The following is a 21,353-nucleotide window of genomic DNA, read 5'->3' on the forward strand; positions in this document are numbered from 1 at the left end:
TTTCATATGAAAACTGATCAGGACTATATGCAACTTGCGCTTCAATTGGCGGCAAGTGCCAGAGGGAATACAAATCCAAATCCGTTAGTCGGTGCCGTTATCGTAAAAAATGGCGTCATCGTCGGTACAGGACTTCATCGAAAAGCAGGGGAACCCCATGCAGAAGTACATGCGGTGAACATGGCAGGGGAGCATACAAAAGATGCGACAATTTATGTCACACTGGAACCGTGTTCGCATTACGGCAAAACACCACCTTGTGCGAAGCTGCTGAAGGAAAGCGAATTTAAACGTGTTGTTGTTGCAACTGAAGATCCAAACCCTGAAGTGGCAGGCCGTGGTATTCGACTGTTGCGTGAAGCGGGAATCGAAGTGGAAGTTGGAGTTCTTCAGGAGGAAGCTCAAAAACTGAATGAGCGTTTTATTCATAATATGCTGACAGAGCGTCCATTTGTCGTTGCAAAATTTGCGATGACACTTGACGGTAAAATCGCCACATATAGTGGACACTCACAATGGATTACAGGTGAAGAAGCACGTGCGGATGTTCATGAATTGCGTCATGAAGTGGACGGGATATTAGTAGGTGTTCAAACAGTTTTAAATGACAACCCGAAACTGACGACACGTCTAAAGGATAATCGACAAGGTCGTAACCCGATTCGAGTAGTCATGGACAGTACGTTGAAAACACCGGTTGATGCGCATATTGCGGATACGACCGAAGCTCGTACAATCATTGTCACTTCATTTGATTCAGATGCAGTAAAGGCACAGCAGCTGGAAAGTATCGGTGTTGAAATTATCCGTGTTGAAAAAGAATTAACAGGCTTGAACATAGAGGATATGTTGAAAGCATTATATAAAAAGGGCATTACGCATCTGCTTGTTGAAGGTGGCGGCAATGTGAACGCATCATTTTTACGAGGCGGCTTCATCGACCAGTATATGGTATATGTCGCTCCGAAAGTATTGGGTGGGAAAAACTCCATTACGCCGTTTACCGGATCTGATGTGGAAACAATCGATTTGGCAAGCCAGCTTGAATTCGGTGAAGTCACTTGCATCGGGGAAGATTTGCGTATTATAGCCTATCCAAAGAAGGCTGGTTTACATGAATAGAAAAGTGGATGTTTGCATTGTTGGCGGTGGTCCGGGCGGTGCATTGCTTGCCAATATATTGGCGAAAAATAATGTGTCGGTTCTTTTAATAGAGCGGACTAATGACTTTGCGAAGGCATTCCGCGGGGAACATTTAAATGAGGAAGGCGAGCGGATTCTAAAACAGTACGAGCTTTTCGAACGAATTGAACAGCTCGGTTTGCTGCGTATGGAAACTTTGGAATATTGGATGAGTGGTGAAAAGTTTAAAACAATTGAACCGGATCCGGCTGTAGGCCATTTAGGCATCCATGTTCCGCAGGCTCATTTGCTTCATGCAATTATCGAGCAGGCAAAAGGCTATCCAACGTTTAGCTATTTATTGAATACGACGGTTAAAGAGCTTATTCAAAACGAGCATGGACAATATACAGCTGTTCGCGCTAAACAAGGTGATGCGGATATTACGATTGAAGCACAGCTGATCATCGGTGCGGATGGGCGCTATTCAACAGTTAGAAAATTGGCGGATTTGGATGTAACGATCCGTGATCATGGCTATGACTTGCTTTGGGCGAGAATACCGGCACCTGAAAATTGGACTCCTTCGATTAAAATGGCGTTAGTTGACGGCATGCAAATTTCTTTGTTTACGCAGGCAAAAGGATTTGTTCAAATCGGCTGGAATATCGAAAAGGGAAGCTATCCGGAATTACGCAAACAGCCGTTTATACTGTTTATAGAAAAACTCGTAAAAGCATTTCCTCAATTGGCACCCGTCGTACAGGAGCATATCCAGTCATGGAAAGACTTTGTGCTGCTTGATGTATTCAGCAGTACGACCGAACAATGGGGAAAAGAAGGTGTCGCATTAATTGGGGATGCTGTTCATACGATGACCCCGACTGGCGCTTACGGATTAAATAGTTCGTTAATGGATGCCCATGTGCTTGCACAAATGCTGCTGGAAAATGAGGAATTTGATTTTGTCAGCTGCGCAACGGCACGAAAAAAACAAATCGAAAAAATTCAGGCTATACAAATAGAAAAAGAGCAAAAGTTCCATGAAGCTTTTCTCGTATTAAGTTAGGTGAGATAAATGAAATTTGGTTTTGATATTGATGATACGTTAATCGATTTACGTCGACATGCATTTCATTTATATAATAAGAAATTGAACAAGACGATTGGCGAAGATATTTTCGATACAATCCCGACTGTTGAAATTCACGCACCATTTGGATTAACAAACGAAGAAGGCAGCCAGATGTGGAAAGATACGATGGAAGAAATCTATTTCACGGACTGTCCAAGCTTTGAAGGGGCTAAGGAAGTTTTAAATGCTTTGGCAGATGAAGGACATGAAATTTATTATATAACGTCTCGTCCGAAAGGGTATTGTGAACAGACCCGTGCATGGGTAAAAGCACAAGGATTCCCGGTGGTTGAGGAGCGTTTTTACTGCGGGATGGCAGACCATGAGAAAATCGATATCATTAAAAGTCTGGAACTAGACGTTTATGTAGATGATAAGCCGGCTGTTTTAAATACATTGGCGGGAAGTACAACAAAAGTTATTGTAAAAAATCAGTCGTACAATCAGGCGGTAGATTATACTCGTCTGACAAGTTGGAATGAATTTAATAAACTGATCGGTTATGCCTTGGTGTAATCGATAGAGGAAATTCCCGGAGCTTTTCCGGGAGTTTTTTTATATAAAAAGTGAAAATAGTTTGAATTTTTTCCTTTCAAGGGAATGAATATGTGGTATTGTTAACAGTGTATAGACATACCGGTTGGAGGATTTTACTATGATAACACAACAACATTACGAAGCAAGCGTTCATTACAATGGGATTATATTACTGTCGGCTTACTTACAACGCCAGTATGTATATCGTACAATTCAAGTTCGTCTAAACGGAGCTAGTGAAGAACCGTTAAATAAAGTGAAAAATATGCTTGAACATACAGAGCTGATGATTAATATTTTTGAGGAATCAAAAGATCTGATGGATGGCCAGCGCAACAAACTTAAATCATTTGCTGATGAGGTAGCCCTTTTGATGCAAAATTATATTAAAGAAGATCCGGATTTTAAAGAGCGTCTAGCAGTTGTCGGCTCAACACTTTACTCGGAGCAGCTGATGAATAACGGAATTATTAAACTCGGCTATATTTTCAAGCAAAACATCGGCAAAGATTTTCCGGCGCGCGTCAAGTTTTATGAAGAACGTACAAAAGTTATCGACGTGATGGTACAGCTCGTATCGGAAGGAAAAGAAATCGAAAAGGGCATGCAGGACATTTTAAATAAATGGTATGACGGTATTGCCAACCAGAAAAAAGGCATTATGGAAGATTTATCGAAAATCAACGAAATGCTTGATTTTAAAGCAGAGTAATAAAAAGAACACCTTGCCGGTATAGGCAAGGTGTTCATCTGTTTATGCGCGTTCGAAAAATACTTTATCGATATTGTATTTTGACTGGAATTGATTGATCGCATATGTTTCGTAAATTTCACGTTCCATTGGATCTTCAATTTCATATACTTCAATTTTGTGGATTTCAGCACGGTGGTTTTTCATTGGAGATACATTGTCTTCAAAGTGCTTTTTAATACGCTGACGGATTTTACGTGCTTTCCCTACGAATAAAAGCTCGTTCTTTTCATTGTAGAAGAAGAAGATTCCGCCTTTATCACGCGTAATTTTATGGAAATCAATAAATCCGAAGTATGGAGTAATTTCCACATCACCTGGTTTTAACACTTGTTCGCGTTGACGAATTACTAAATCTGGTTTTGGCATTTCAATTTTAATCAAACTGTTCACGTCCCTAAATTATTCTAAAAGTTTATTTTACACGATATTACGGCAAATTGCTATTGATATAGTAGTCCAAGCATTGGAGAATAAAAAAATAAGCGGGAATTTTACTATTATTTTCAAAATCAAAGGCAATACTCACTACACAAGAATTCATATTATCCGACACTATATAATTTTTTTATTTATCACCTCTCCGAACAAAAGTAACATTAAACTAAAATTTAACTACCCTTAAGCTAATAAAAAACCATTTTTAACAATCCTAGGTCAAGCAAAAAATTCTAACTTATTTGATCGTTTGGATAGATTTTGAATTTTCGCTTTCTTTTTCATGGAAGATTGCTTATGGTAATAATAGTTTGTTCATCAATAAACAATTATACATATTAATTTTAAACAGAAGTTTCGAAAGAGAGAAGGAATCGTATGCAAAAATTTAAAGGTGAGCTGCTCATGCTCATCACCGCTGTTATGTGGGGAAGCGGTTTTGTAGGAATGGCAAAAGGGCTTGAACATTGGACTGTATTTCAATTGATGGCCGGAAGATTTTTATTGGCTTCTATTATTTTAAGTTTCATTTTCTATAAAAAATTAAAACTTATTTCAAAGTCAGTAGTATGGAAAGGTGCAGTTCTTGGTGCAATCTTATTTATCGCGTTTGCCTTACAGACAATGGGTTTGGAATATACAACTGCTTCTAAAAATGCATTCCTGACAGCGATTAATGTCATTATTGTTCCAATTATCGCTTATGTCATCTATAAAAGAAGAATTGACCGGTTCGAGTTTATCGCAGCTGGTGTGGCCGTTGTCGGAATCGGCTTTTTATCATTACAGGATTCGTTGACGATCAATATCGGCGACTTCTTATCGATTCTTTGTGCAGTCGGATTCGCTTTCGATATTTTTTACACTAATGTTTTTGTAAAAACGGAAGATGCTTTAGCGCTGACGATTGTTCAGTTTTATACAGCAACTGTCCTAAGTGTAGTAAGTGTCATCATACTCGGGGAAGTACCGACGACGTATACTTCAGAAGGTTTGGGAATCATCGTTTACTTGGCGATATTTTGTACTGCTGTTGCGTATGTATGCCAAAATATCGGAATGCAATATGCAAACCCGACGAAATCTGCCATTATATTATCGACCGAATCATTGTTCGGTACGATGTTCTCTGTGCTGATTTTAAACGAACTTCTGACAGGGCGAATGCTTGTTGGATGTGTCCTTATCTTCTTTGCGATATTGTTTGCAGAAGTCAAACCGACCTTTAGACGAAAGAAATCCTATGTTTAACAAACAGCCATTTTAAGCTAACACTAATATAGTGTGAATAGTATACTAAAACAAACTAGACCTTATGTTTAGAAAATTTAAGTTTGATAATATAATCAAACTTTTATCTGTATATAAAAATACATCCATTAAATCTTTATTGAGATAATGGATGTATTTTTTAACAATTTGGCGCGATTTTTAAATAAGAAGATTGCGTTTTTCCTTATAAGGCCATTTAATGGAATAAATCTTTAAATAAAATTGGATATTTATGTTAATGTTAAGGTGAGATTTTTTTTATAAATGTACTTTTACTAACGGCTCTTTTTCCGAGTAATAAGAATGCTAGGTCGCAATTATACACAGTGGCTGCCGAATTCTGAATATGAACTAGCTAAAGTATCTTGTATCGAGTGTTATTATCACCAATGCACAAACCTAGAAATGATCTTTGGGTGCCTGTAGTTCCTAAATAAATATTTATTAATATGGAGGATAAAAAAGCGACATCTCCTATAGGAGTTCGCGGAAAGTGTTTGTCGGTTTAGAGATACGAGAATATTTCTAAACCGTATTTGTAGTAACTACTCAAAATCTTGATAAGTATACCCAGGGAATTTCACAACAGCCCATTTCTCTTTACGTAACGAGTCCATTAATTCAGGTCCTACATTTAAATTGCTACTAACGATTTGTTTAGGAACTAGCGCCATCCATTGTGTTAATGAAATATCCGCATAGTTAGGACTTTTAAATACTTCTATATACCAAAGGGTTTCATTGCCTGTGTTTTGAATATAATGTCCATAGCAAAAAGGGATATAGCCTACATCTCCTGACCTCACATCGAAAGTTCGTGCAACCCCGTTAGCAGCGTATGCTGTCATACGACCTTGACCAGATAAGAAATATTGAAATTCATCATTATTTGGATGCCAGTGTAATTCCCTCATTGCCCCTGGAAGAATTTCAACGAGCGCTACTGAAATTTCCTGTGCCACTGGGAAATTTGTTGAATCTGCAATACGCACTGATCCTCCTGGTGAAAGAATGGGCTCCTGACCAAGTAAACTATGTGTAAAATTTCTTGTACCGAATGGATCTGGAATTGCCACTTCCTCAATAGGACCTGGAACCTCTCCTTGATAAATGTATTTTTCCTGCTTAGGAATGTTTCGAAAAGCGCTTTCTGGTACACCAAAATTAGATGATAGTACATCTTTAGGAGTATGTGCAAACCAGTCGGAAATTGTGAACGTGTCTAAATCTGAAAACATACCATTATCAAACATTAATAAAAATTCACAGCCCTCTTCAAGTCCTTGAATGGAATGAGGAATACCAGGAGGGAAGTACCATAAATCACCAACTCCTACATCGGCAATAAAGTTTTTTCCGTTTTGATCGACCGCTGTAATTCTTGCACTACCAACAGTCATAAAACAAAATTCTATTTCCTTATGCCAATGTAGCTCTCTTACGCCGCCGGGAGTTAAACGCATATTAACGCCAGCAATCGTCGTAGCAACAGGAAGTTCACGCATTGATATTTGTCTCGACCAGCCACCGTATTTTAAGGTCATATGTGTATCGGAAAAAGAAAAGCGTAGATTTGGGACTGTTCCCGCATCCGTTTCCGGCGGTACAAGCATATTTGGGTTTTCTAATGCGCGTAAAATATCACGTGGCCCAGGATCAGTAGCACCTTCTCCGTCTTCACGAATCGGTTGTGGAATTTTGTCTGCAGATACCTTGAATTCAAATGGTTCAGACAAATGTTTACCTCCTATAAAAGAATATGCATCATGGAAATTGTACGATGAAATAAAAGGAAATAGAACAGTATCCTGTTAATGAATTATTTCATTTTAGTTATGGTTGTGAAAGAGTTAGATAGTTATTGCAGGCAACTAGGTATTTTTGATTTTCTGAACAAATAGAATAGCGGTTCCGCCGCCTCCTAGCCTAAGTCCCGCAAACACAGGATGGCAAAAGGGAAAGATGGAAGGCGTTAAAGCGACTCTTATCAATCATTTCGTTTATATGTACAACCTGCATTGATGGACACTCTTTATTTTACGAATTACTTTAGCGAACAAACGCTTCAACGCGTTTATGTACTAAAGTATGGAGGGCAAAAAATTTTAGTTGATTTCAAAATCAACAATAATCGTATCTTCTACGCCAACCTCAAATGGCTGTTTTTGTTTATTATTAAAGAAATACGGAAAAGGATAAGAGATGAAACAAGGGGAGGACTGATTAGATGTTAAATTATACTCGAAATGGTTCAGGAGAAGTTGTCGTATTAGTACATGGATTTTTAGGGAGTACAGCAATATTTGAAAAAATTATGGAACCATTAACAAAACAATTCGACGTAATCGCAATCGATTTGCCAGGGCACGGTAAAAGTGAAATGCCTGAAGGGGAATATACAGTTTATCGCTATGCCGAGGATATTATCGATGTATTAGTAGCTGAAAAAGTTGAAAAGGCCTATTGGATCGGGCATTCGATGGGTGGCTATATTACATTAGCTGCAATCGAGAAACAATATTCTAAAATCGAAAAGGCTGTCTTGCTGTATTCATCCGACTCATCGGACACACCGGAAGCAATCGATAAGAGGACGAAGCAACAAGAAGAGATTCAGGAACATGGAACTGGATCGTTCGTCGACGGAATTATTCATAATTTCCTTGCGCCTGATGCAAAAACGGAAGATGTCCTGTTTGCAAAAGAAGTTGCCTATGAAGCAAAGGAAGAAGGGCTCGTTGCGGCACTTGGTGCAATGAAGTCACGTCCAAACCAACGTGATCTTGTCGATACGTTACCAATCCCAATTCTTGTAATTGAAGGAGAACAGGACAAAGCGGTTACACCGATTACGACATCGAACCCGAATGTGGAAAAAGTAAAAACAAATACAGGGCATCTCGGTATGGTGGAAGATGCTCAAACAGTAGCAAGAGAAATCATCCGATTCTTAAACAGCGAAAACTAAAACGAGAGGGATCCATATTTATTGGGTCCCTCTCGTTTTAACTGTACTGCTTTTTCAAATATAATGTAATCCAATTAAAGCATTCGTTTTTCTCTAAATTGGCGACAAGTCCAATAATGATCGCATTTCTTGGATTTTCACTTTTCAGTTCTTCTATTAATAACTGTATGGAATCGAGTTCTAAATTGTTCGTTGTCTGTTGTTGAAGTGACAACAGATCTTCCATTAAATGTTCACTCGAATAATTTTCGATCCGTTTGTAAAACTGCGAAGGGTGTTGCAGCAGAGCGATTTTGCTTTTCGTTGCTAATAAAGTCGTCTTTTCAACGAGTGAATCCGCAAATTCCCCCGAATCGAATGGCTGGCATGAATCGAAAAGATACTGCATATACGATTGAACCATCCCGTTTATAATAACGACTAAATCATATTGTCTTCCTTCGATTTGGTCGCCAAATACTTCGAATAACAGCTTCTCCAAATTTTTATTGGAAAGCTCTACATAATAATGAATTCGTTCAATTAATGCTTTATTGATGGCAGAAACATTTTCCTTCATCAAAATATCCGCAAACCCCGCATATTGTGATAACACTTTCATTGTCTGAACAAAGTAGATATGGAGCTTTTCTGAAGGGGTTTGTCCTTCACTGACTGCTTGGTCAACTTCCCGTATTATATTGTTCATAAAATGTTCAATTATAGAAAAAACGAGCTCATCTTTCGATTTGAAGGATAAATAAAATGCACCTTTGGAAATGCCGCAATGGTCGGTAATTTGCTGTACTGACGTAGCTTCGATCCCTTTTTCAGCAAATAAATGAAGTGCAGAATCAATGATCAATTGTTTTCTTGTCATAATAATTTAAAGCTCCTTTCAATTGACACGTGACCGACTAGTCATTATTATAGAATGGTGGTTACATATAGTCAAGAAAGGTAAGGTGGAACCGTGAAAGGCTTAGTTAATTTCGTATTAAAAAATAAGCTTGCCGTATGGTTACTAACAATCATAATCGTGTTTTCCGGTATTTATTCATCCACACGTATGAAAATGGAGTCGATTCCAGATATTTCGATCCCATTCTTAATCGTTATGGGTGTTTATCCTGGTGCAACACCAGAGCAAGTAATGGATGATCTTTCAATTCCTTATGAAAAAGCAGTTGAAAGTTTAGAAGATGTAAAGGCTGTATATTCTACATCTTCATCAAATGTTTCACAAGTTCAGGTGGAATATGAGTATGGCGTGGATATGGATGAAAAGAAACGTCAATTACAAGCTGCTTTAGATAATATTGAGCTTCCAGAAGGTGCACAAGAGCCTTCAATTATGGCAATCAGTATGAACATGATGCCTGTTATTGCATTATCAGTAAGTAGTTCGGAAGAAGATATTGTTGAACTGACATCAACAGTAGAGAAAACGATTCTACCAAAACTAAACAAAATTGACGGTGTTGCATCTGCGACAGTTACAGGTCAACATTTAGAAGAAGTAGCCTTCACATATGATGAAGAAAAGATGGCACAACTTGGTTTGACGGAAGAGTCTGTTAAGCAAATGATCCAGGCAAGTGACCTTGCAGTCTCGTTAGGATTATACGAGTTTGAAGATGGCGAGCAAGCTGTTGCAGTTGACGGCAAGTTCAAAACAGAAGAACAGTTAAAGGAAATGCTGATTCCTGTTACACCTTCTGAAACAAACCCGGTACCTTTTGTGAAACTAGGGGATATTGCTGAAATCGAAAAAGTAGGTAAAGTGCAATCCGTATCTCGTACGAATGGTAAAGATGCGATTGCAATTCAAATTGTAAAAGGTCAGGATGCCAATACGGTTACTGTAGCAAATGCAGTAAAAGATTTAATTGAAGAAGAGCAGGAAGCCATTTCTGGTCTTAAAATCGATATTTCTTTAGACCAAGGGAAACCAATTGAAGATTCTGTCTTTACCATGGTTGAAAAAGCGGTGTTTGGTGGTTTAATCGCAGTATTGATTATCCTATTATTCCTACGTGACTTTAAATCAACAATCATCTCAATCATCTCCATTCCAGTGTCAGTATTCATGGCATTAATGGCATTGCATTGGTTGGATATTACATTGAATATTATGACGCTTGGAGCGATTACTGTTGCGATCGGACGGGTAATTGATGACTCGATTGTAGTAGTAGAAAATATTTATCGTCGTATGCACTTGAGAGAAGAGAAATTACAAGGCCGTGCGTTAATTCGGGAAGCAACAATTGAAATGTTCAAGCCGATCATGTCTTCAACATTAGTAACAATTGCGGTGTTCGCACCACTTGTATTTGTAGGCGGTATGGTAGGAGAATTATTCGTACCATTCGCATTAACAATGTCATTTGCATTAATCGCATCATTAATCGTAGCGATTACAATCGTACCAGCACTTTCACACACATTATTCCGTAAGAAAATTTACGGTGAAAAATCTGAAAGTCAGCATAAAGAAGTTGGTAAGCTTGCAGTAGCATACCGTAATTTCTTGGAGAAATCATTAAACCATAAATGGATTTCATCAATTATTGCGGTTGTTCTATTAGTCGGTTCACTAGCGTTAACACCATTAATCGGCTTTAGTTTCATGGGCTCTCAAGAAGAGAAAGTGATGTATTTAACATACACACCAGGTACTGGCGAATTGATGGATGAAACACTTGAAAACATTGAAGAAGTAGAGAAAGAATTAATGAAGCGTAAAGACATCGATATTTTACAATTATCGGTGAACACTGAACCTTCTACTGATGCTGCTGCAATGATGACTGGCGGCGGTGCAGGCGGTGGTTTAATCTATGCGATTTTCGATCCGGATATGGAAGATTTCCCGAAAGCTAAAAAAGAAGTAGAAGACTATATCTTTAACATTGGTCAATCAGGCGAGTGGAAAACTCAGAACTTCGCGATGGGTATGTCATCAAATGAAGTGAGCTACACACTATACAGTGAAGATTTAGATAAGCTAAACGAAGCTGTTGCTCAAGTGGAAGATGTTCTAGTTGATGTTAAAGGACTTGATGAAATTGAGTCTAATGCTTCTGCACCATATGTAGAAAATGTAATTAAAGTAGATCAGGAAAATGTATTACAATACGGTCTGACTACTGCTCAAATTTTAATGGCTTTACAAACAAATTCAGCTAAAGAAGTGCTGACAACTGTCGAAAGTGACGGCGCTGATATTAATGTAGTTGTTCAACGTGAAGCAAAATCTGCAGCAGCAGATATTGATGAATTATTAGAAACACCGATTCAAACGGCAACTGGTCAGACAATGACAATTGGTGACATTGTTGAACTTGAAGAAGGCACAACTTTAAATTCATTATCTCGTCAAAAAGGTGAATACTTTGCGACAGTATCTGCAACGATTACAGATAAAGATATTTCAAAAGCAACATCTGCAGCAGATGAAAAAATTGCTGATTTAGATTTACCGAAAGGCGTTACAACTGGTGTAGGTGGTGTTGCGGCAGATATGACTGAAACATTTACTCAACTAGGTGTTGCAATGATTGCAGCTATTGCGATTGTTTACTTCATCTTAGTAGTAACATTCGGTGAAGGTTTAGCACCATTTGCGATTTTATTCTCATTACCATTTACTGTTATCGGTTCATGGATTGGATTATTCGCAACAGGTCTTACAATTTCCGTTTCAGTTATGATGGGATTACTGATGTTAATCGGTATTGTAGTCACAAACGCAATCGTACTTGTTGACCGTATTATCCGTATGGAGCATGAAGGTATGAACATGCGTGAAGCGATACTTGAAGCCGGTGCAACTCGTTTACGTCCGATCTTAATGACGGCGATTGCAACAATTGGTGCAATGTTACCAATGGCATTCGGTGGAGCTGGCGGCGGTCTGATTTCTCAAGACCTTGCTGTAACAGTAATTGGTGGTTTATTATCATCAACATTATTAACATTAATCATCGTACCGATTGTGTATGAAGTATTATCAAAAATGCTGAAGAAAAATCGTAAAGATGTAAAAGATAATTAATACACACAGCCTGTAAGAAGTCATTTCTTACAGGTTGTTTTTTAATGTAAAGTAATGGGTATAGATGAAAAGTTTTGCTATACATAAAAGGAGGCATGAGATGAAAAGGTTAATATTGTTAAGTCTAGTAGTTGCAGCGATTTTCAGCTTTAATATGATTTCTGCCGAAGCCGCTTCAGACACAATCGGGCTTGGCAAATATCCTGTGCAAGTAGTTGCGAAGAAGAATACGGAACTGAAAGATGAACAGGGCAAGTTCATAAAAACTGTTGCAAAAGGAGACAAACTATTACTGCAAGCGATAAAAGGGAAGTCCGGAGTAATCAAATATTCTTCCAAATCAGCTTACATTTCTTTAACCGACGTTCATTATATCCAATTAGTTGATGGTGCGAAAACAATTCCCTATGACGAAGTGGCAGCAAAGCTAAAGCTTGTTTCAGCAATGTATCCGTCACTGACGAAATTGCAGGAAATCGGAAAATCGGTTGAGGGACGACCATTATATTCATTAAAAGTTGGAACAGGTGACAAGGAAATATTACTGGATGCGTCTTTCCACGGACGGGAACATATGACGGCAAATGTGTTGATGGAAATGATCGATACGTATGTTAAGGCATATGTAAACGGAACGAAAATTGAAAAATACGATGTAAAGAAACTATTAAGTGAAGTGAGCATCGTATTTGTGCCAATGGTGAATCCGGATGGAGTAACACTTTCACAAGGCGGCAAAGTAAAAACATCGATGATAAAACTAAAAGCGATGAACAACAACAGCACCAATTTTAATCGCTGGAAAGCAAACATTAACGGTGTCGATTTGAATCGTCAATTTAATGTAAACTGGCATTTAATTAAAAAGACAAAGCCTTCATTCAAAGAATATAAAGGAAAAGCGCCAAATACAGAACCGGAAGCGCTCGCAATCAAACGACTGATCGATCGCGGTAATCATTTAGCGTATGTTTCATATCATTCTTCCGGACAGATTATTTATTGGAGCCAAACGAAAACAAAATTCAGCCGAACGAAAAAGTTGGTAAAAGGGGTATCGAACATTACCGGTTATAAGTTGATGCCTGTAACCAAAAAAAATGAACCGATTGCGGCATCTGAAGATTACTTTACAAAAGTAAAAGACCGCCCTGCGATGACGGTCGAAATCGCACCATTTGCAGGGGAAGCATCAGTTCCGTTGAAACGTTGGAATAATGTTTGGAAGCAAAATAAAACAGTCGGACTGTATGTAGCCAATGAAGCGCGAAATTGGTAAAAAAACTGGTGAACCCCAATTGCGGAGGTTCACCAGTTTTTAATTTGCTTATTGAATTGGGTTTTTTTGTTTATGCTTTGGAACGAAAAGTACGATGATAAAGGCAATGATCGCTAATATGAACATATAGAAATATGTTGAGCTTGCCGCATTTGCATAACTTTCATTTGCCAGTACCGAAGAGTCTGTTAACTGTAGTGAATACACTGTTACGATAACTGCTGTTCCGATTGCCCCTGCGAGTTGACGGATTGTATTATTCACAGCAGACCCATGGGATGCCAGTTCTCTCGGAATGGCATTAAGCGCAGCTGTATTTAAAGGCATTGTAATGAATGCTAACCCGATCCGTAAAACAATAGTACGTACTAAAATATATACATATGAAGTGGTAGAAGATAGGTCAATAACAAGCCACATCGAAATCGCGATTAACAGTAATCCAAATATAAATAGTGGTTTCGCACCGTATTTATCGAAAAGTTTTCCTGTAACTGGTGATAATAGAGCATTAATAATCGCCCCTGGAAGCAAGATCAGCCCTGCATCCAACGCAGAAAATCCACGTCCATCCTGTAAATACATCGGCAGTAAAATCAGATCTGCATACATAATGATCGTTATTGCGACATTGACAATTGTCGTCATGGAATACATTTGATAACGGAATACCGATAAATTCAGTAAAGGATCCTGTGAAGACAGTTGACGTTGGCAAAACAGAAAGATAATGATCAATCCGGCACTGATCGTTGATAAAATAACCGCATCATCCCATCCACGACTTCCCGCACTACTAAAGCCGAACAATAAGAAACCAAAGCCGAACGTTGAGTAAAGTAAGCTAATCAAGTCGATTTTTGATTTCGCGCCTTCATTTACATTCATCAAGTACTTATACGCTAAGCCAATAATAATAACGATGAAAGGAATTAAACTGATAAACAGCCAGCGCCATGATAAATAATCAATAATAAAACCTGCCAGCGTCGGGGCAATTGCAGGTGCAAATATGATGGCAAAACCTACTTTCCCCATAATTGCGCCCCTTCTTTCTTCAGGGAACAAGTAGACAATGACGGTCATCATTAATGGCAAAATAATACCTGCTCCTACAGCCTGGATCATTCGACCTGTTAAAAGCATGCCAAAGTTCACTGCACAAGCTGCAACAACAGAACCGGCCAATAAAAAGAGCATCGCACTAATAAATAGTTGGCGTGTTGAAAAGCGCTTCATTAAAAAAGCAGTAATTGGAACCAAAATTCCGTTTACGAGCATAAATCCGGTTGCCAGCCATTGGATTGTTGTAGGTGATACTGAAAAGGTGTTCATTAAGTCACTTAAAGCGACATTGAGTAACGTCTGATTTAATGTGGAGAAGAAACAGCCAGCGATCATGACGATCAGCAATATTTTTCTTGTTTGTTCTGATAAATCATTTTGCATTTTAAAGCTCCTTACGCTACGATTACTTTATAGACAATCTGTCTAAAAAGTATCATAACAAGTAAAACAAGCATTTGACTATAAACAATAAAACACGAACTGTTGACTAATCGACAAATACCCAAAATCTGTAGATATACTAGCATTTAATAGACAGGAATGATAAAAATGAAGAAAATGGATCCCCGTACAATCCGTACGAAAGAAATGTTGAAGAGAGCGGTATTTGAACTATTGAATGGAGGGGTAATGCTCAACCAGTTATCTGTACAAAAAGTAACAAAGCAAGCTACGTTAAATCGGACAACATTTTATTTGCATTATGAAGATATTAATCATTTGCTGGATGATTTAACAAAGGAAATTTTCAATGAAGTAACAGAAAAAATAACGGATTTAAACCATATCCATTTATTAAATGAAAAAGAACATTTAGTTGAGCTGCTCAATTATTTGGCCTCACAAAAACATGCTTTACGATTACTTTTCCAGTTTGAACAATTTGAAAAAGTGCTATTTCAATTAATGAAGCAATTAATTGATACAAGAAGGCTGAACAGTGACCGTGTTACATCGAATTCTCTTGTCGACAGCCATATAAAAGCAGCTTCCATTGTTGGCGTGATTTCTTGGTGGTTAAAAGAAGGCGGGCATTTAACTGCGGCATATATTGCAGATCAGATTCATCTCATGTACAGAAAATAGTTTAGCTGCTCCTTGCAACTAAACTAATTGCTGATTTTCGGTATAACCTGTTCCGTTAAAATGACATTTCTGTGAGAGGTTCACCATATATGGGCATATGTAATTGACAATTATCATAAATCATAATAAGTTAATATATGAGTATATGTTCATATATAAAAGATAAATGGGGGCGTTTTAAATGGGAGAGCACCATCATCACCATCATTCACATAGTACGAACAAGAAAGTGCTTTTTGTATCCTTTTTAATTATTACCGGTTTTATGATTGTCGAAGCGATCGGTGGGGTGCTGACGAACAGTCTTGCGCTGCTGTCTGACGCAGGACATATGTTAAGTGACGCCGTTTCACTTGGAATTGCATTAATGGCTATTATATTTGCGCAAAAAGTAGCAAACGCCAGTAAAACATTCGGCTATAAACGTATTGAAATATTAGCGGCCACACTGAATGGTCTGACATTAATTATCATCGCCCTGTTTATTTTTTACGAAGCAATTGGACGTTTTATGAATCCTCCTGAAGTTGCTTCAACCGGAATGCTCATCATCAGCAGTATCGGATTGGTGGTAAATATTTTAGTCGCATGGATTATGATGCGCGGTGCGGATACGAAAGAAAACTTAAATATGAGAGGCGCGTACTTGCACGTAATCAGCGATATGATCGGTTCAATCGGTGCCATTGTTGCCGCTTTACTTATCCTGTTCTTTGATTGGGGGTGGGCGGATCCATTGGCGAGCGTCTTTGTAGCTGCACTTGTGCTTCGAAGCGGATATCATTTAACGAAAGCTTCATTGCATATTTTAATGGAAGGTACACCTCAGGATGTAACTGTCGATGAAATCATTCAAACGATTGAAAAGTATGATGAAATAACAGCGCTTCATGACTTGCACATCTGGACAATTACGAGCGGATTAAATGCCTTGTCTTGCCACGTTGTTGTAAACGACGACTTGACGATTAAAGAAAGCGAGCAACTTTTAGATAAAGTTGAACATGATTTGCTTCATCAGAATATTCATCATGTAACGATTCAAGTAGAAACAAATACGCATCTGCATGATCGTTCGGTTTATTGTACAGCAAAGCAAGATGTAAGCCATCAGCATCATCACCATCATCATTAATCAATTATGCCTGGCGTATAGGAGAAAAGAGTGTTTAATCGTATGACAATGGAAAAAAGAACCCAACATGAATTGGATGAAGAAACATTGTTTGTCGTTTCGCAAACGTTCAAAGCGTTAAGCGATCCGACACGAATCCGTATTTTAAACATGCTATGCTGTGAAGAACATTCGGTAAATGACATTGCGGAAAAGCTCGATTTAAACCAGTCGGCGGTTTCCCACCAATTGCGTTTTTTAAAGAACTTGCGTTTAGTAAAGTTCAGGCGTGAAGGGACGACACTGTACTATACAAGTGCAGATGACCATGTTATCAACTTGCTTCACCAGGCAATTGATCACGCCCATCATTAAGTAATAAAATAACCAGCAACACGTAAAAGTTTTTTGATAAACTTTTACGTGTTTTTTATTGGTTTCGTCACTTTAGGATGTTGGGTATATCTATAAACGGAAATCACAAACTAAAATCATTGCCCATTTAAGGTTAATGCCGAAGCAAGACTATCGATTAAATCTATAATAATGGAGGTTTTTTTCTATATGAAAGTTGTAGCAATTGTAGGAAGTATCCGAAAAGAATCATACAATCTAAAAATCGCAAAATATATTCAGGGTCGTTATGCTGATAAATTTGATTTGGAAATTCTGGATTTAGCACCTCTACCAATGTACAACCAGGATATCGAAATAGAAGCTCCCGAAGCTGTACGTAACTTTAAGGCAAAAGTAAAAGAAGCAGATGCAGTGCTTTGGATAACACCTGAATACAACTCTACAATACCCGGTGTTTTAGGAAATGCGATCGACTGGCTAAGCCGAGTGGATAAAGTAATGAACGGCAAACCATCTATGATTATGGGTTCATCAATGGGGATGTTAGGTTCTGTCAAAGCTCAAATGCATTTACGCGATATTTTATTTGCAATCGGTCTAAATTCTCCGGTTTTACCAGGTAATGAAGTTTATATTGGGGTCGTTCATGAAAAAATTGATGCGCAAGGACAACTGACAGACGAAGCAACAATCGCATTTTTAGATGGCGTCATTGCAAATTTCCTGGAATGGATGAAACAGTTCTAATATTTTCTGCACCTCTTTTTAAGAAGAGGTGTTTTTTTATGAATTGAGTTTATGTGAAAATGTTGCCGCAAAACAGGAACTTCGACCGTAAGACAAATCGTTGAATGTGAAAAACAGCCATTTGTCAATAGATTAATGTTGCAGAAAAATAGGTTTTTAAGTGAAAGAAAACTCCCTAAATCGGCTTTTTTATTTACTATAGTTTTTTTCTATCAAAATTATAGGAAGTATCTAATGGACGAAAGACGAATCTCTCATTACAATGTAGATAAGGCGATTAAAAAATATAGTGTAACGGATTTTTTAATTGGCTATATGGATTTACAGAAATTCATCGTAACAACGAACTAAAAATACTATTTTGGGGTGATTGTTAATGGGAAAAGATTTAAGTCAATTCATCAGAAATGAAGCGTTTTTAAACAAAGTTGTATCAGCAGAGGAAGCCGCGTCTTGGATTGAAGACGGCATGAATCTGGGTATGAGTGGTTTTACGCTTTTCGGAGAGCCAAAAGAATTTCCGCTTGCACTTTCTAAACGAGGAGAGCAAGAAAAATTTAAAGTAAATCTTTATACAGGTGCATCATTAGGGCCAACTGCTGACCAATCAATGGCTGAAGCAGGAATCATCAACTTACGTGTGCCTTATCAAGGTAATGCGATTATGCGCGGTAAAATCAATAACGGAGAAATTTTCTATATTGATCAGCATTTATCACATACAGCGGAAGAAGTTCGTAAAGGTTCACTTGGTAAAATTGACTATGCAATCATTGAAGCAGCAGCAATTACAGAAGACGGTTTAGTCATTCCAACAGGTTCTGTAGGGAACTCACCGATCTTTGTAGAAAAAGCTGAAAATGTCATTATCGAAATTAATACAACTGCCCCAAAAGCATATGAAGGGCTTCATGATATTTATGTTCAAAAAGCGCAAGGTGAGCGTAAAGAAATTCCTATCTATAATACAGGGGATCGAATTGGTGAAATCGGTATTAGAGTAGACCCTAAGAAAGTAAAGGGAATTGTTTTATCGGAGCAGCCGGATATTCCTTCACCATTATTCGAGCCAAACGAAGAAACACAGAAGATTGCCGATAATTTGTTAGCATTCCTGGCAAATGAAGTGGAAGTAGGAAATTTACCGGAATCTTTAGCACCGCTTCAATCAGGCGTTGGTTCGGTAGCGAATGCCGTATTAAACGGAATGCAAAAATCTCAATTTAAAGATCTTGAAGTATTCTCGGAGGTACTGCAAGACGGTGTGTTTGACCTTATCGATGCGGGGATTGTTAAATTTGCTGCAGGTACGGCATTCTCACTTTCTAAAAAGCGTGTGGAATCACTAGCGGAAGACTTAGAAAAGTACAAGGATAAAATCATGTTCCGCCCACAGGAAATTTCGAATAATCCGGAAGTAATTCGTCGCTTAGGTGTTATTTCTTTTAACACAGCAATTGAAGTAGACATATACGGTAACGTCAATTCGACACATGTAAACGGCACGAAAATTATGAACGGTATTGGCGGTTCCGGGGACTTTGCACGTAATGCGCGCATTACAATTTTCGTAACTTCTTCATTAGCGAAAAACGGTGCTATTTCAACAATCGTTCCGTTCGTTTCACATATCGACCATACAGAGCACGATGTGGATGTAATCGTAACGGAGCAAGGCTATGCCGATCTTCGTGGTCTTCCACCAGTGAAGCGTGCAGAGAAATTGATTGAAATTGCACACCCGAAATATAAAGAACAATTACGTGCTTATTTCGAAGAGGCAAAAGAGAAAGTCGGCGGTCAAACACCGCATATCCTCGAAAAAGCATTCTCATTCCATAACAATCTAAAAGAGAATGGGACAATGTTATTTGAAGACGACAAAATCAAACATTAATGAGTAAAAAGGTAAAGGTGGCGTTTTAACATGGATGTAAGATTTCCGATTGGTCCATTGCAAGTACCTGATCAGGTGACACTTGACAATGTGAAGGAATGGTTACAACAAACGGAATCATTTACGACACGTTTAAGAGAAGTTGTTGATTCATTAAACGAAGAGCAGTTAAATAAAACTTACCGTGAAGGTGCGTGGACAGTGCGTCAGCTCGTTCATCATATTGCCGATTCACAGCTGAACATGTATCAGCGACTAAAGCTGGCACTAACGGATGACAATCCGACAGTACCGGGATTTAATGAAGAAAAGTGGGCTGTTCTGCCAGACAATGACTTACCTGTAGAAAGCTCGATTAAAATGCTTGAAGGTATTAACGAGCGCATCGTTTCGTTAGGTCAACATTTAACTGAAGACCAGCTTAAGCGGGAATTTACCCATGAAACAAACGGGCCGGTCACAGTTGCCGCAAAAGTGGCAAAATTGGCATGGCATGAGGAACATCATTTCGCTCATATCAAAATTGCGCTTTCAAATTAATTTGATTTTTATCGAATTGGCTTACCCGAATAGGTAAGCCAATTTTTTAATGGAACGTACTATTTTATCTCCTTGTATAAAAAGACGAGTCGTTCAATTTCTTCAAAGCCATTATTTTTATAAAACTTTTCTGCCGGTATATTACGGTTTGTGAGCAGTGTCATCGATTCTACTGATCTATCTTTCAACTGGATTTCCAAATAGTTCAGCATCGCTTTACCAATACCTTTATTTTGCAATGTCTGATCGACGCACATTTCATGGATGAAATATTCATCGCCACTATACCATTTCCGTTGCACTCCCATTATGAAGCCAAGCAGTTCGCCATTTTCTATAGCGATTACGCCTAGAAAGTTCGGGGTATTGTAGTAATCCGATAAATACTGGTGTGCACTATCATAGTTCCAGTTGTCATTCCATGGCTCTGCATTAAATACTTTGATAAATGTTTTTGTGCATATTGCTAAATCAGTTGCTTCCATTCTTTTAAAATCCACAATCAACCGCTCCCTTTATAGTTTTTTTGTAAAGCAAATAATGCGATTTGCCTCTGTAAAGCCTAATTTGAGATGAACATTTAAACTATCTACATTAGACAATTCACAGTCACTTGCAAACTCTGAACATCCTTTTGTTTTAGCCCACTGTTCACACGCTTGTACTAAATGTTGTGCAAAATGCTGTCTTCGGTAGGACTCTTCAACATATAAGCCTTCTAAATAACCAACCGGACTGGATTGTGTTCCTTCGACATAATCAAAACGAAGCTGACATTGTGCAAATCCAACCGGTTTTTCATCATCAAATGCTAAGAAAACGGAACTGTTCGGATTGTTAATAATGTCTTCCATGTTTTGTACGAATTCATGTAAATCATTGCCTGGCCATAGGAGTAAAGCAAATTGAGCTGCTGCGGATGCTTGGTTTAGTGTAGCTTCGTTAATCATAAGTTCCTCCTGTTTTTATTAAGATTAGTATGTTTACTATTATAGAATAAAAT

The 21,353-nt window shown here is 38.2% G+C and carries 20 protein-coding genes and 1 pseudogene; 15 read left to right on the forward strand and 6 right to left on the reverse strand.

Annotation, left to right across the window (positions count from 1 at the left end):
* Positions 1-6 precede the first annotated feature (6 nt).
* The 4 genes from ribD (at position 7) to B5473_RS15230 (ending at position 3,506) form a co-directional block, all read left to right on the forward strand.
* Positions 7-1,122 (forward strand): bifunctional diaminohydroxyphosphoribosylaminopyrimidine deaminase/5-amino-6-(5-phosphoribosylamino)uracil reductase RibD, encoded by a 1,116-nt coding sequence (ribD, locus tag B5473_RS15215; RefSeq protein ID WP_079526639.1) that lies wholly within the window; start codon positions 7-9, stop codon positions 1,120-1,122.
* Positions 1,115-2,191 carry an FAD-dependent monooxygenase gene (locus B5473_RS15220; RefSeq protein WP_079526641.1) on the forward strand — a complete coding sequence of 359 codons (1,077 nt, stop codon included), beginning with the start codon at positions 1,115-1,117 and terminating at the stop codon, positions 2,189-2,191. The genes ribD and B5473_RS15220 overlap by 8 nt, the downstream gene beginning before the upstream one ends.
* 9 nt (positions 2,192-2,200) lie before the next feature.
* Complete coding sequence (locus B5473_RS15225) at positions 2,201-2,773, forward strand: 5' nucleotidase, NT5C type (protein ID WP_079526643.1); 573 nt, start codon at positions 2,201-2,203, stop codon at positions 2,771-2,773.
* A 139-nt stretch (positions 2,774-2,912) separates the two neighbouring features.
* The gene (locus tag B5473_RS15230) at positions 2,913-3,506 is read left to right on the forward strand and encodes a transcriptional regulator (protein ID WP_079526645.1); all 594 of its coding nucleotides are present in this window, start codon (positions 2,913-2,915) and stop codon (positions 3,504-3,506) included.
* Between the two features lie 42 nt (positions 3,507-3,548).
* Here the strand turns inward: B5473_RS15230 and B5473_RS15235 are convergent, their stop codons facing one another.
* Complete coding sequence (locus B5473_RS15235) at positions 3,549-3,929, reverse strand: nucleotide excision repair endonuclease (protein ID WP_079526647.1); 381 nt, start codon at positions 3,927-3,929, stop codon at positions 3,549-3,551.
* 432 nt (positions 3,930-4,361) lie between these two features.
* On the opposite strand from B5473_RS15235, the gene B5473_RS15240 reads away from it, so the two are divergent.
* Both B5473_RS15240 and B5473_RS21160 read left to right on the forward strand, forming a co-directional pair.
* Positions 4,362-5,234 (forward strand): DMT family transporter, encoded by an 873-nt coding sequence (locus B5473_RS15240; RefSeq protein ID WP_079526649.1) that lies wholly within the window; start codon positions 4,362-4,364, stop codon positions 5,232-5,234.
* 339 nt (positions 5,235-5,573) lie between these two features.
* Positions 5,574-5,692 (forward strand): annotated as a pseudogene (locus B5473_RS21160) (AraC family transcriptional regulator); the annotation flags it as partial.
* Positions 5,693-5,800: 108 nt separating this feature from the next.
* On the opposite strand, the gene B5473_RS15250 reads toward B5473_RS21160, so the two are convergent.
* Positions 5,801-6,991, reverse strand: coding sequence for an oxalate decarboxylase family bicupin (locus B5473_RS15250; protein ID WP_254865346.1), 1,191 nt, complete (start codon positions 6,989-6,991; stop codon positions 5,801-5,803).
* 491 nt (positions 6,992-7,482) lie between these two features.
* Between B5473_RS15250 and B5473_RS15255 the strand changes: the two genes are divergently transcribed.
* On the forward strand, positions 7,483-8,223 hold the full coding sequence (locus tag B5473_RS15255) for an alpha/beta fold hydrolase (protein WP_079526651.1): 741 nt from the start codon (positions 7,483-7,485) through the stop codon (positions 8,221-8,223).
* 37 nt (positions 8,224-8,260) lie between these two features.
* Here the strand turns inward: B5473_RS15255 and B5473_RS15260 are convergent, their stop codons facing one another.
* Positions 8,261-9,082, reverse strand: coding sequence for a TetR/AcrR family transcriptional regulator (locus B5473_RS15260; protein ID WP_079526653.1), 822 nt, complete (start codon positions 9,080-9,082; stop codon positions 8,261-8,263).
* 93 nt (positions 9,083-9,175) lie between these two features.
* Here B5473_RS15260 and B5473_RS15265 point away from each other — a divergent pair, with 93 nt between their 5' ends.
* A complete protein-coding gene (locus B5473_RS15265) occupies positions 9,176-12,262 on the forward strand; it encodes an efflux RND transporter permease subunit (RefSeq protein ID WP_079526655.1) in 3,087 nt (1,028 codons plus the stop codon).
* A gap of 100 nt (positions 12,263-12,362) precedes the next feature.
* Positions 12,363-13,541: a M14 family zinc carboxypeptidase gene (locus B5473_RS15270; protein WP_079526657.1), complete on the forward strand. Its 1,179-nt coding sequence runs from the start codon at positions 12,363-12,365 to the stop codon at positions 13,539-13,541.
* 48 nt (positions 13,542-13,589) lie between these two features.
* Here the strand turns inward: B5473_RS15270 and B5473_RS15275 are convergent, their stop codons facing one another.
* On the reverse strand, positions 13,590-14,990 hold the full coding sequence (locus tag B5473_RS15275) for a DHA2 family efflux MFS transporter permease subunit (protein WP_079526659.1): 1,401 nt from the start codon (positions 14,988-14,990) through the stop codon (positions 13,590-13,592).
* A gap of 168 nt (positions 14,991-15,158) precedes the next feature.
* Here B5473_RS15275 and B5473_RS15280 point away from each other — a divergent pair, with 168 nt between their 5' ends.
* From B5473_RS15280 to B5473_RS15305, 6 genes are all read left to right on the forward strand, one after another.
* The gene (locus tag B5473_RS15280; protein WP_079526662.1) at positions 15,159-15,695 is read left to right on the forward strand and encodes a TetR/AcrR family transcriptional regulator; all 537 of its coding nucleotides are present in this window, start codon (positions 15,159-15,161) and stop codon (positions 15,693-15,695) included.
* A 181-nt stretch (positions 15,696-15,876) separates the two neighbouring features.
* Complete coding sequence (locus tag B5473_RS15285) at positions 15,877-16,830, forward strand: cation diffusion facilitator family transporter (RefSeq protein ID WP_079526664.1); 954 nt, start codon at positions 15,877-15,879, stop codon at positions 16,828-16,830.
* Between the two features lie 42 nt (positions 16,831-16,872).
* Complete coding sequence (locus tag B5473_RS15290; protein WP_079528762.1) at positions 16,873-17,184, forward strand: ArsR/SmtB family transcription factor; 312 nt, start codon at positions 16,873-16,875, stop codon at positions 17,182-17,184.
* A 189-nt stretch (positions 17,185-17,373) separates the two neighbouring features.
* Entirely contained in the window at positions 17,374-17,913 is a 540-nt protein-coding gene (locus B5473_RS15295; protein ID WP_079526666.1) for an NADPH-dependent FMN reductase, read from the forward strand.
* 376 nt (positions 17,914-18,289) lie between these two features.
* Entirely contained in the window at positions 18,290-19,810 is a 1,521-nt protein-coding gene (locus tag B5473_RS15300) for a succinate CoA transferase (RefSeq protein WP_079526668.1), read from the forward strand.
* 30 nt (positions 19,811-19,840) lie between these two features.
* Positions 19,841-20,350, forward strand: a complete 510-nt coding sequence (locus B5473_RS15305; RefSeq protein WP_079526670.1) for a YfiT family bacillithiol transferase — start codon at positions 19,841-19,843, stop codon at positions 20,348-20,350.
* Between the two features lie 59 nt (positions 20,351-20,409).
* Here B5473_RS15305 and B5473_RS15310 read toward each other — a convergent pair whose 3' ends face one another.
* Together B5473_RS15310 and aac(6') are read right to left on the reverse strand one after the other, a co-directional pair.
* The gene (locus tag B5473_RS15310; RefSeq protein ID WP_079526672.1) at positions 20,410-20,850 is read right to left on the reverse strand and encodes a GNAT family N-acetyltransferase; all 441 of its coding nucleotides are present in this window, start codon (positions 20,848-20,850) and stop codon (positions 20,410-20,412) included.
* Positions 20,851-20,865: 15 nt separating this feature from the next.
* Positions 20,866-21,300 (reverse strand): aminoglycoside 6'-N-acetyltransferase, encoded by a 435-nt coding sequence (gene aac(6') / locus B5473_RS15315; RefSeq protein ID WP_079526674.1) that lies wholly within the window; start codon positions 21,298-21,300, stop codon positions 20,866-20,868.
* Positions 21,301-21,353: the final 53 nt, after the last annotated feature.

The organism is Solibacillus isronensis, from assembly GCF_900168685.1.
In the GTDB taxonomy this organism is placed as follows: domain Bacteria; phylum Bacillota; class Bacilli; order Bacillales_A; family Planococcaceae; genus Solibacillus; species Solibacillus isronensis_A.

Coding starts and splice junctions, on each gene's coding strand:
- B5473_RS15300 (WP_079526668.1), top strand. CDS start 18,290: ATGGGAAAAGATTTAAGTCAATTCATCAGAAATGAAGCGTTTTTAAAC.
- B5473_RS15295 (WP_079526666.1), top strand. CDS start 17,374: ATGAAAGTTGTAGCAATTGTAGGAAGTATCCGAAAAGAATCATACAAT.
- B5473_RS15255 (WP_079526651.1), top strand. CDS start 7,483: ATGTTAAATTATACTCGAAATGGTTCAGGAGAAGTTGTCGTATTAGTA.
- B5473_RS15290 (WP_079528762.1), top strand. CDS start 16,873: ATGACAATGGAAAAAAGAACCCAACATGAATTGGATGAAGAAACATTG.
- B5473_RS15275 (WP_079526659.1), bottom strand. CDS start 14,990: ATGCAAAATGATTTATCAGAACAAACAAGAAAAATATTGCTGATCGTC.
- B5473_RS15270 (WP_079526657.1), top strand. CDS start 12,363: ATGAAAAGGTTAATATTGTTAAGTCTAGTAGTTGCAGCGATTTTCAGC.
- B5473_RS15305 (WP_079526670.1), top strand. CDS start 19,841: ATGGATGTAAGATTTCCGATTGGTCCATTGCAAGTACCTGATCAGGTG.
- B5473_RS15225 (WP_079526643.1), top strand. CDS start 2,201: ATGAAATTTGGTTTTGATATTGATGATACGTTAATCGATTTACGTCGA.
- B5473_RS15240 (WP_079526649.1), top strand. CDS start 4,362: ATGCAAAAATTTAAAGGTGAGCTGCTCATGCTCATCACCGCTGTTATG.
- B5473_RS15230 (WP_079526645.1), top strand. CDS start 2,913: ATGATAACACAACAACATTACGAAGCAAGCGTTCATTACAATGGGATT.
- B5473_RS15280 (WP_079526662.1), top strand. CDS start 15,159: ATGAAGAAAATGGATCCCCGTACAATCCGTACGAAAGAAATGTTGAAG.
- B5473_RS15260 (WP_079526653.1), bottom strand. CDS start 9,082: ATGACAAGAAAACAATTGATCATTGATTCTGCACTTCATTTATTTGCT.
- ribD (WP_079526639.1), top strand. CDS start 7: ATGAAAACTGATCAGGACTATATGCAACTTGCGCTTCAATTGGCGGCA.
- B5473_RS15285 (WP_079526664.1), top strand. CDS start 15,877: ATGGGAGAGCACCATCATCACCATCATTCACATAGTACGAACAAGAAA.
- B5473_RS15220 (WP_079526641.1), top strand. CDS start 1,115: ATGAATAGAAAAGTGGATGTTTGCATTGTTGGCGGTGGTCCGGGCGGT.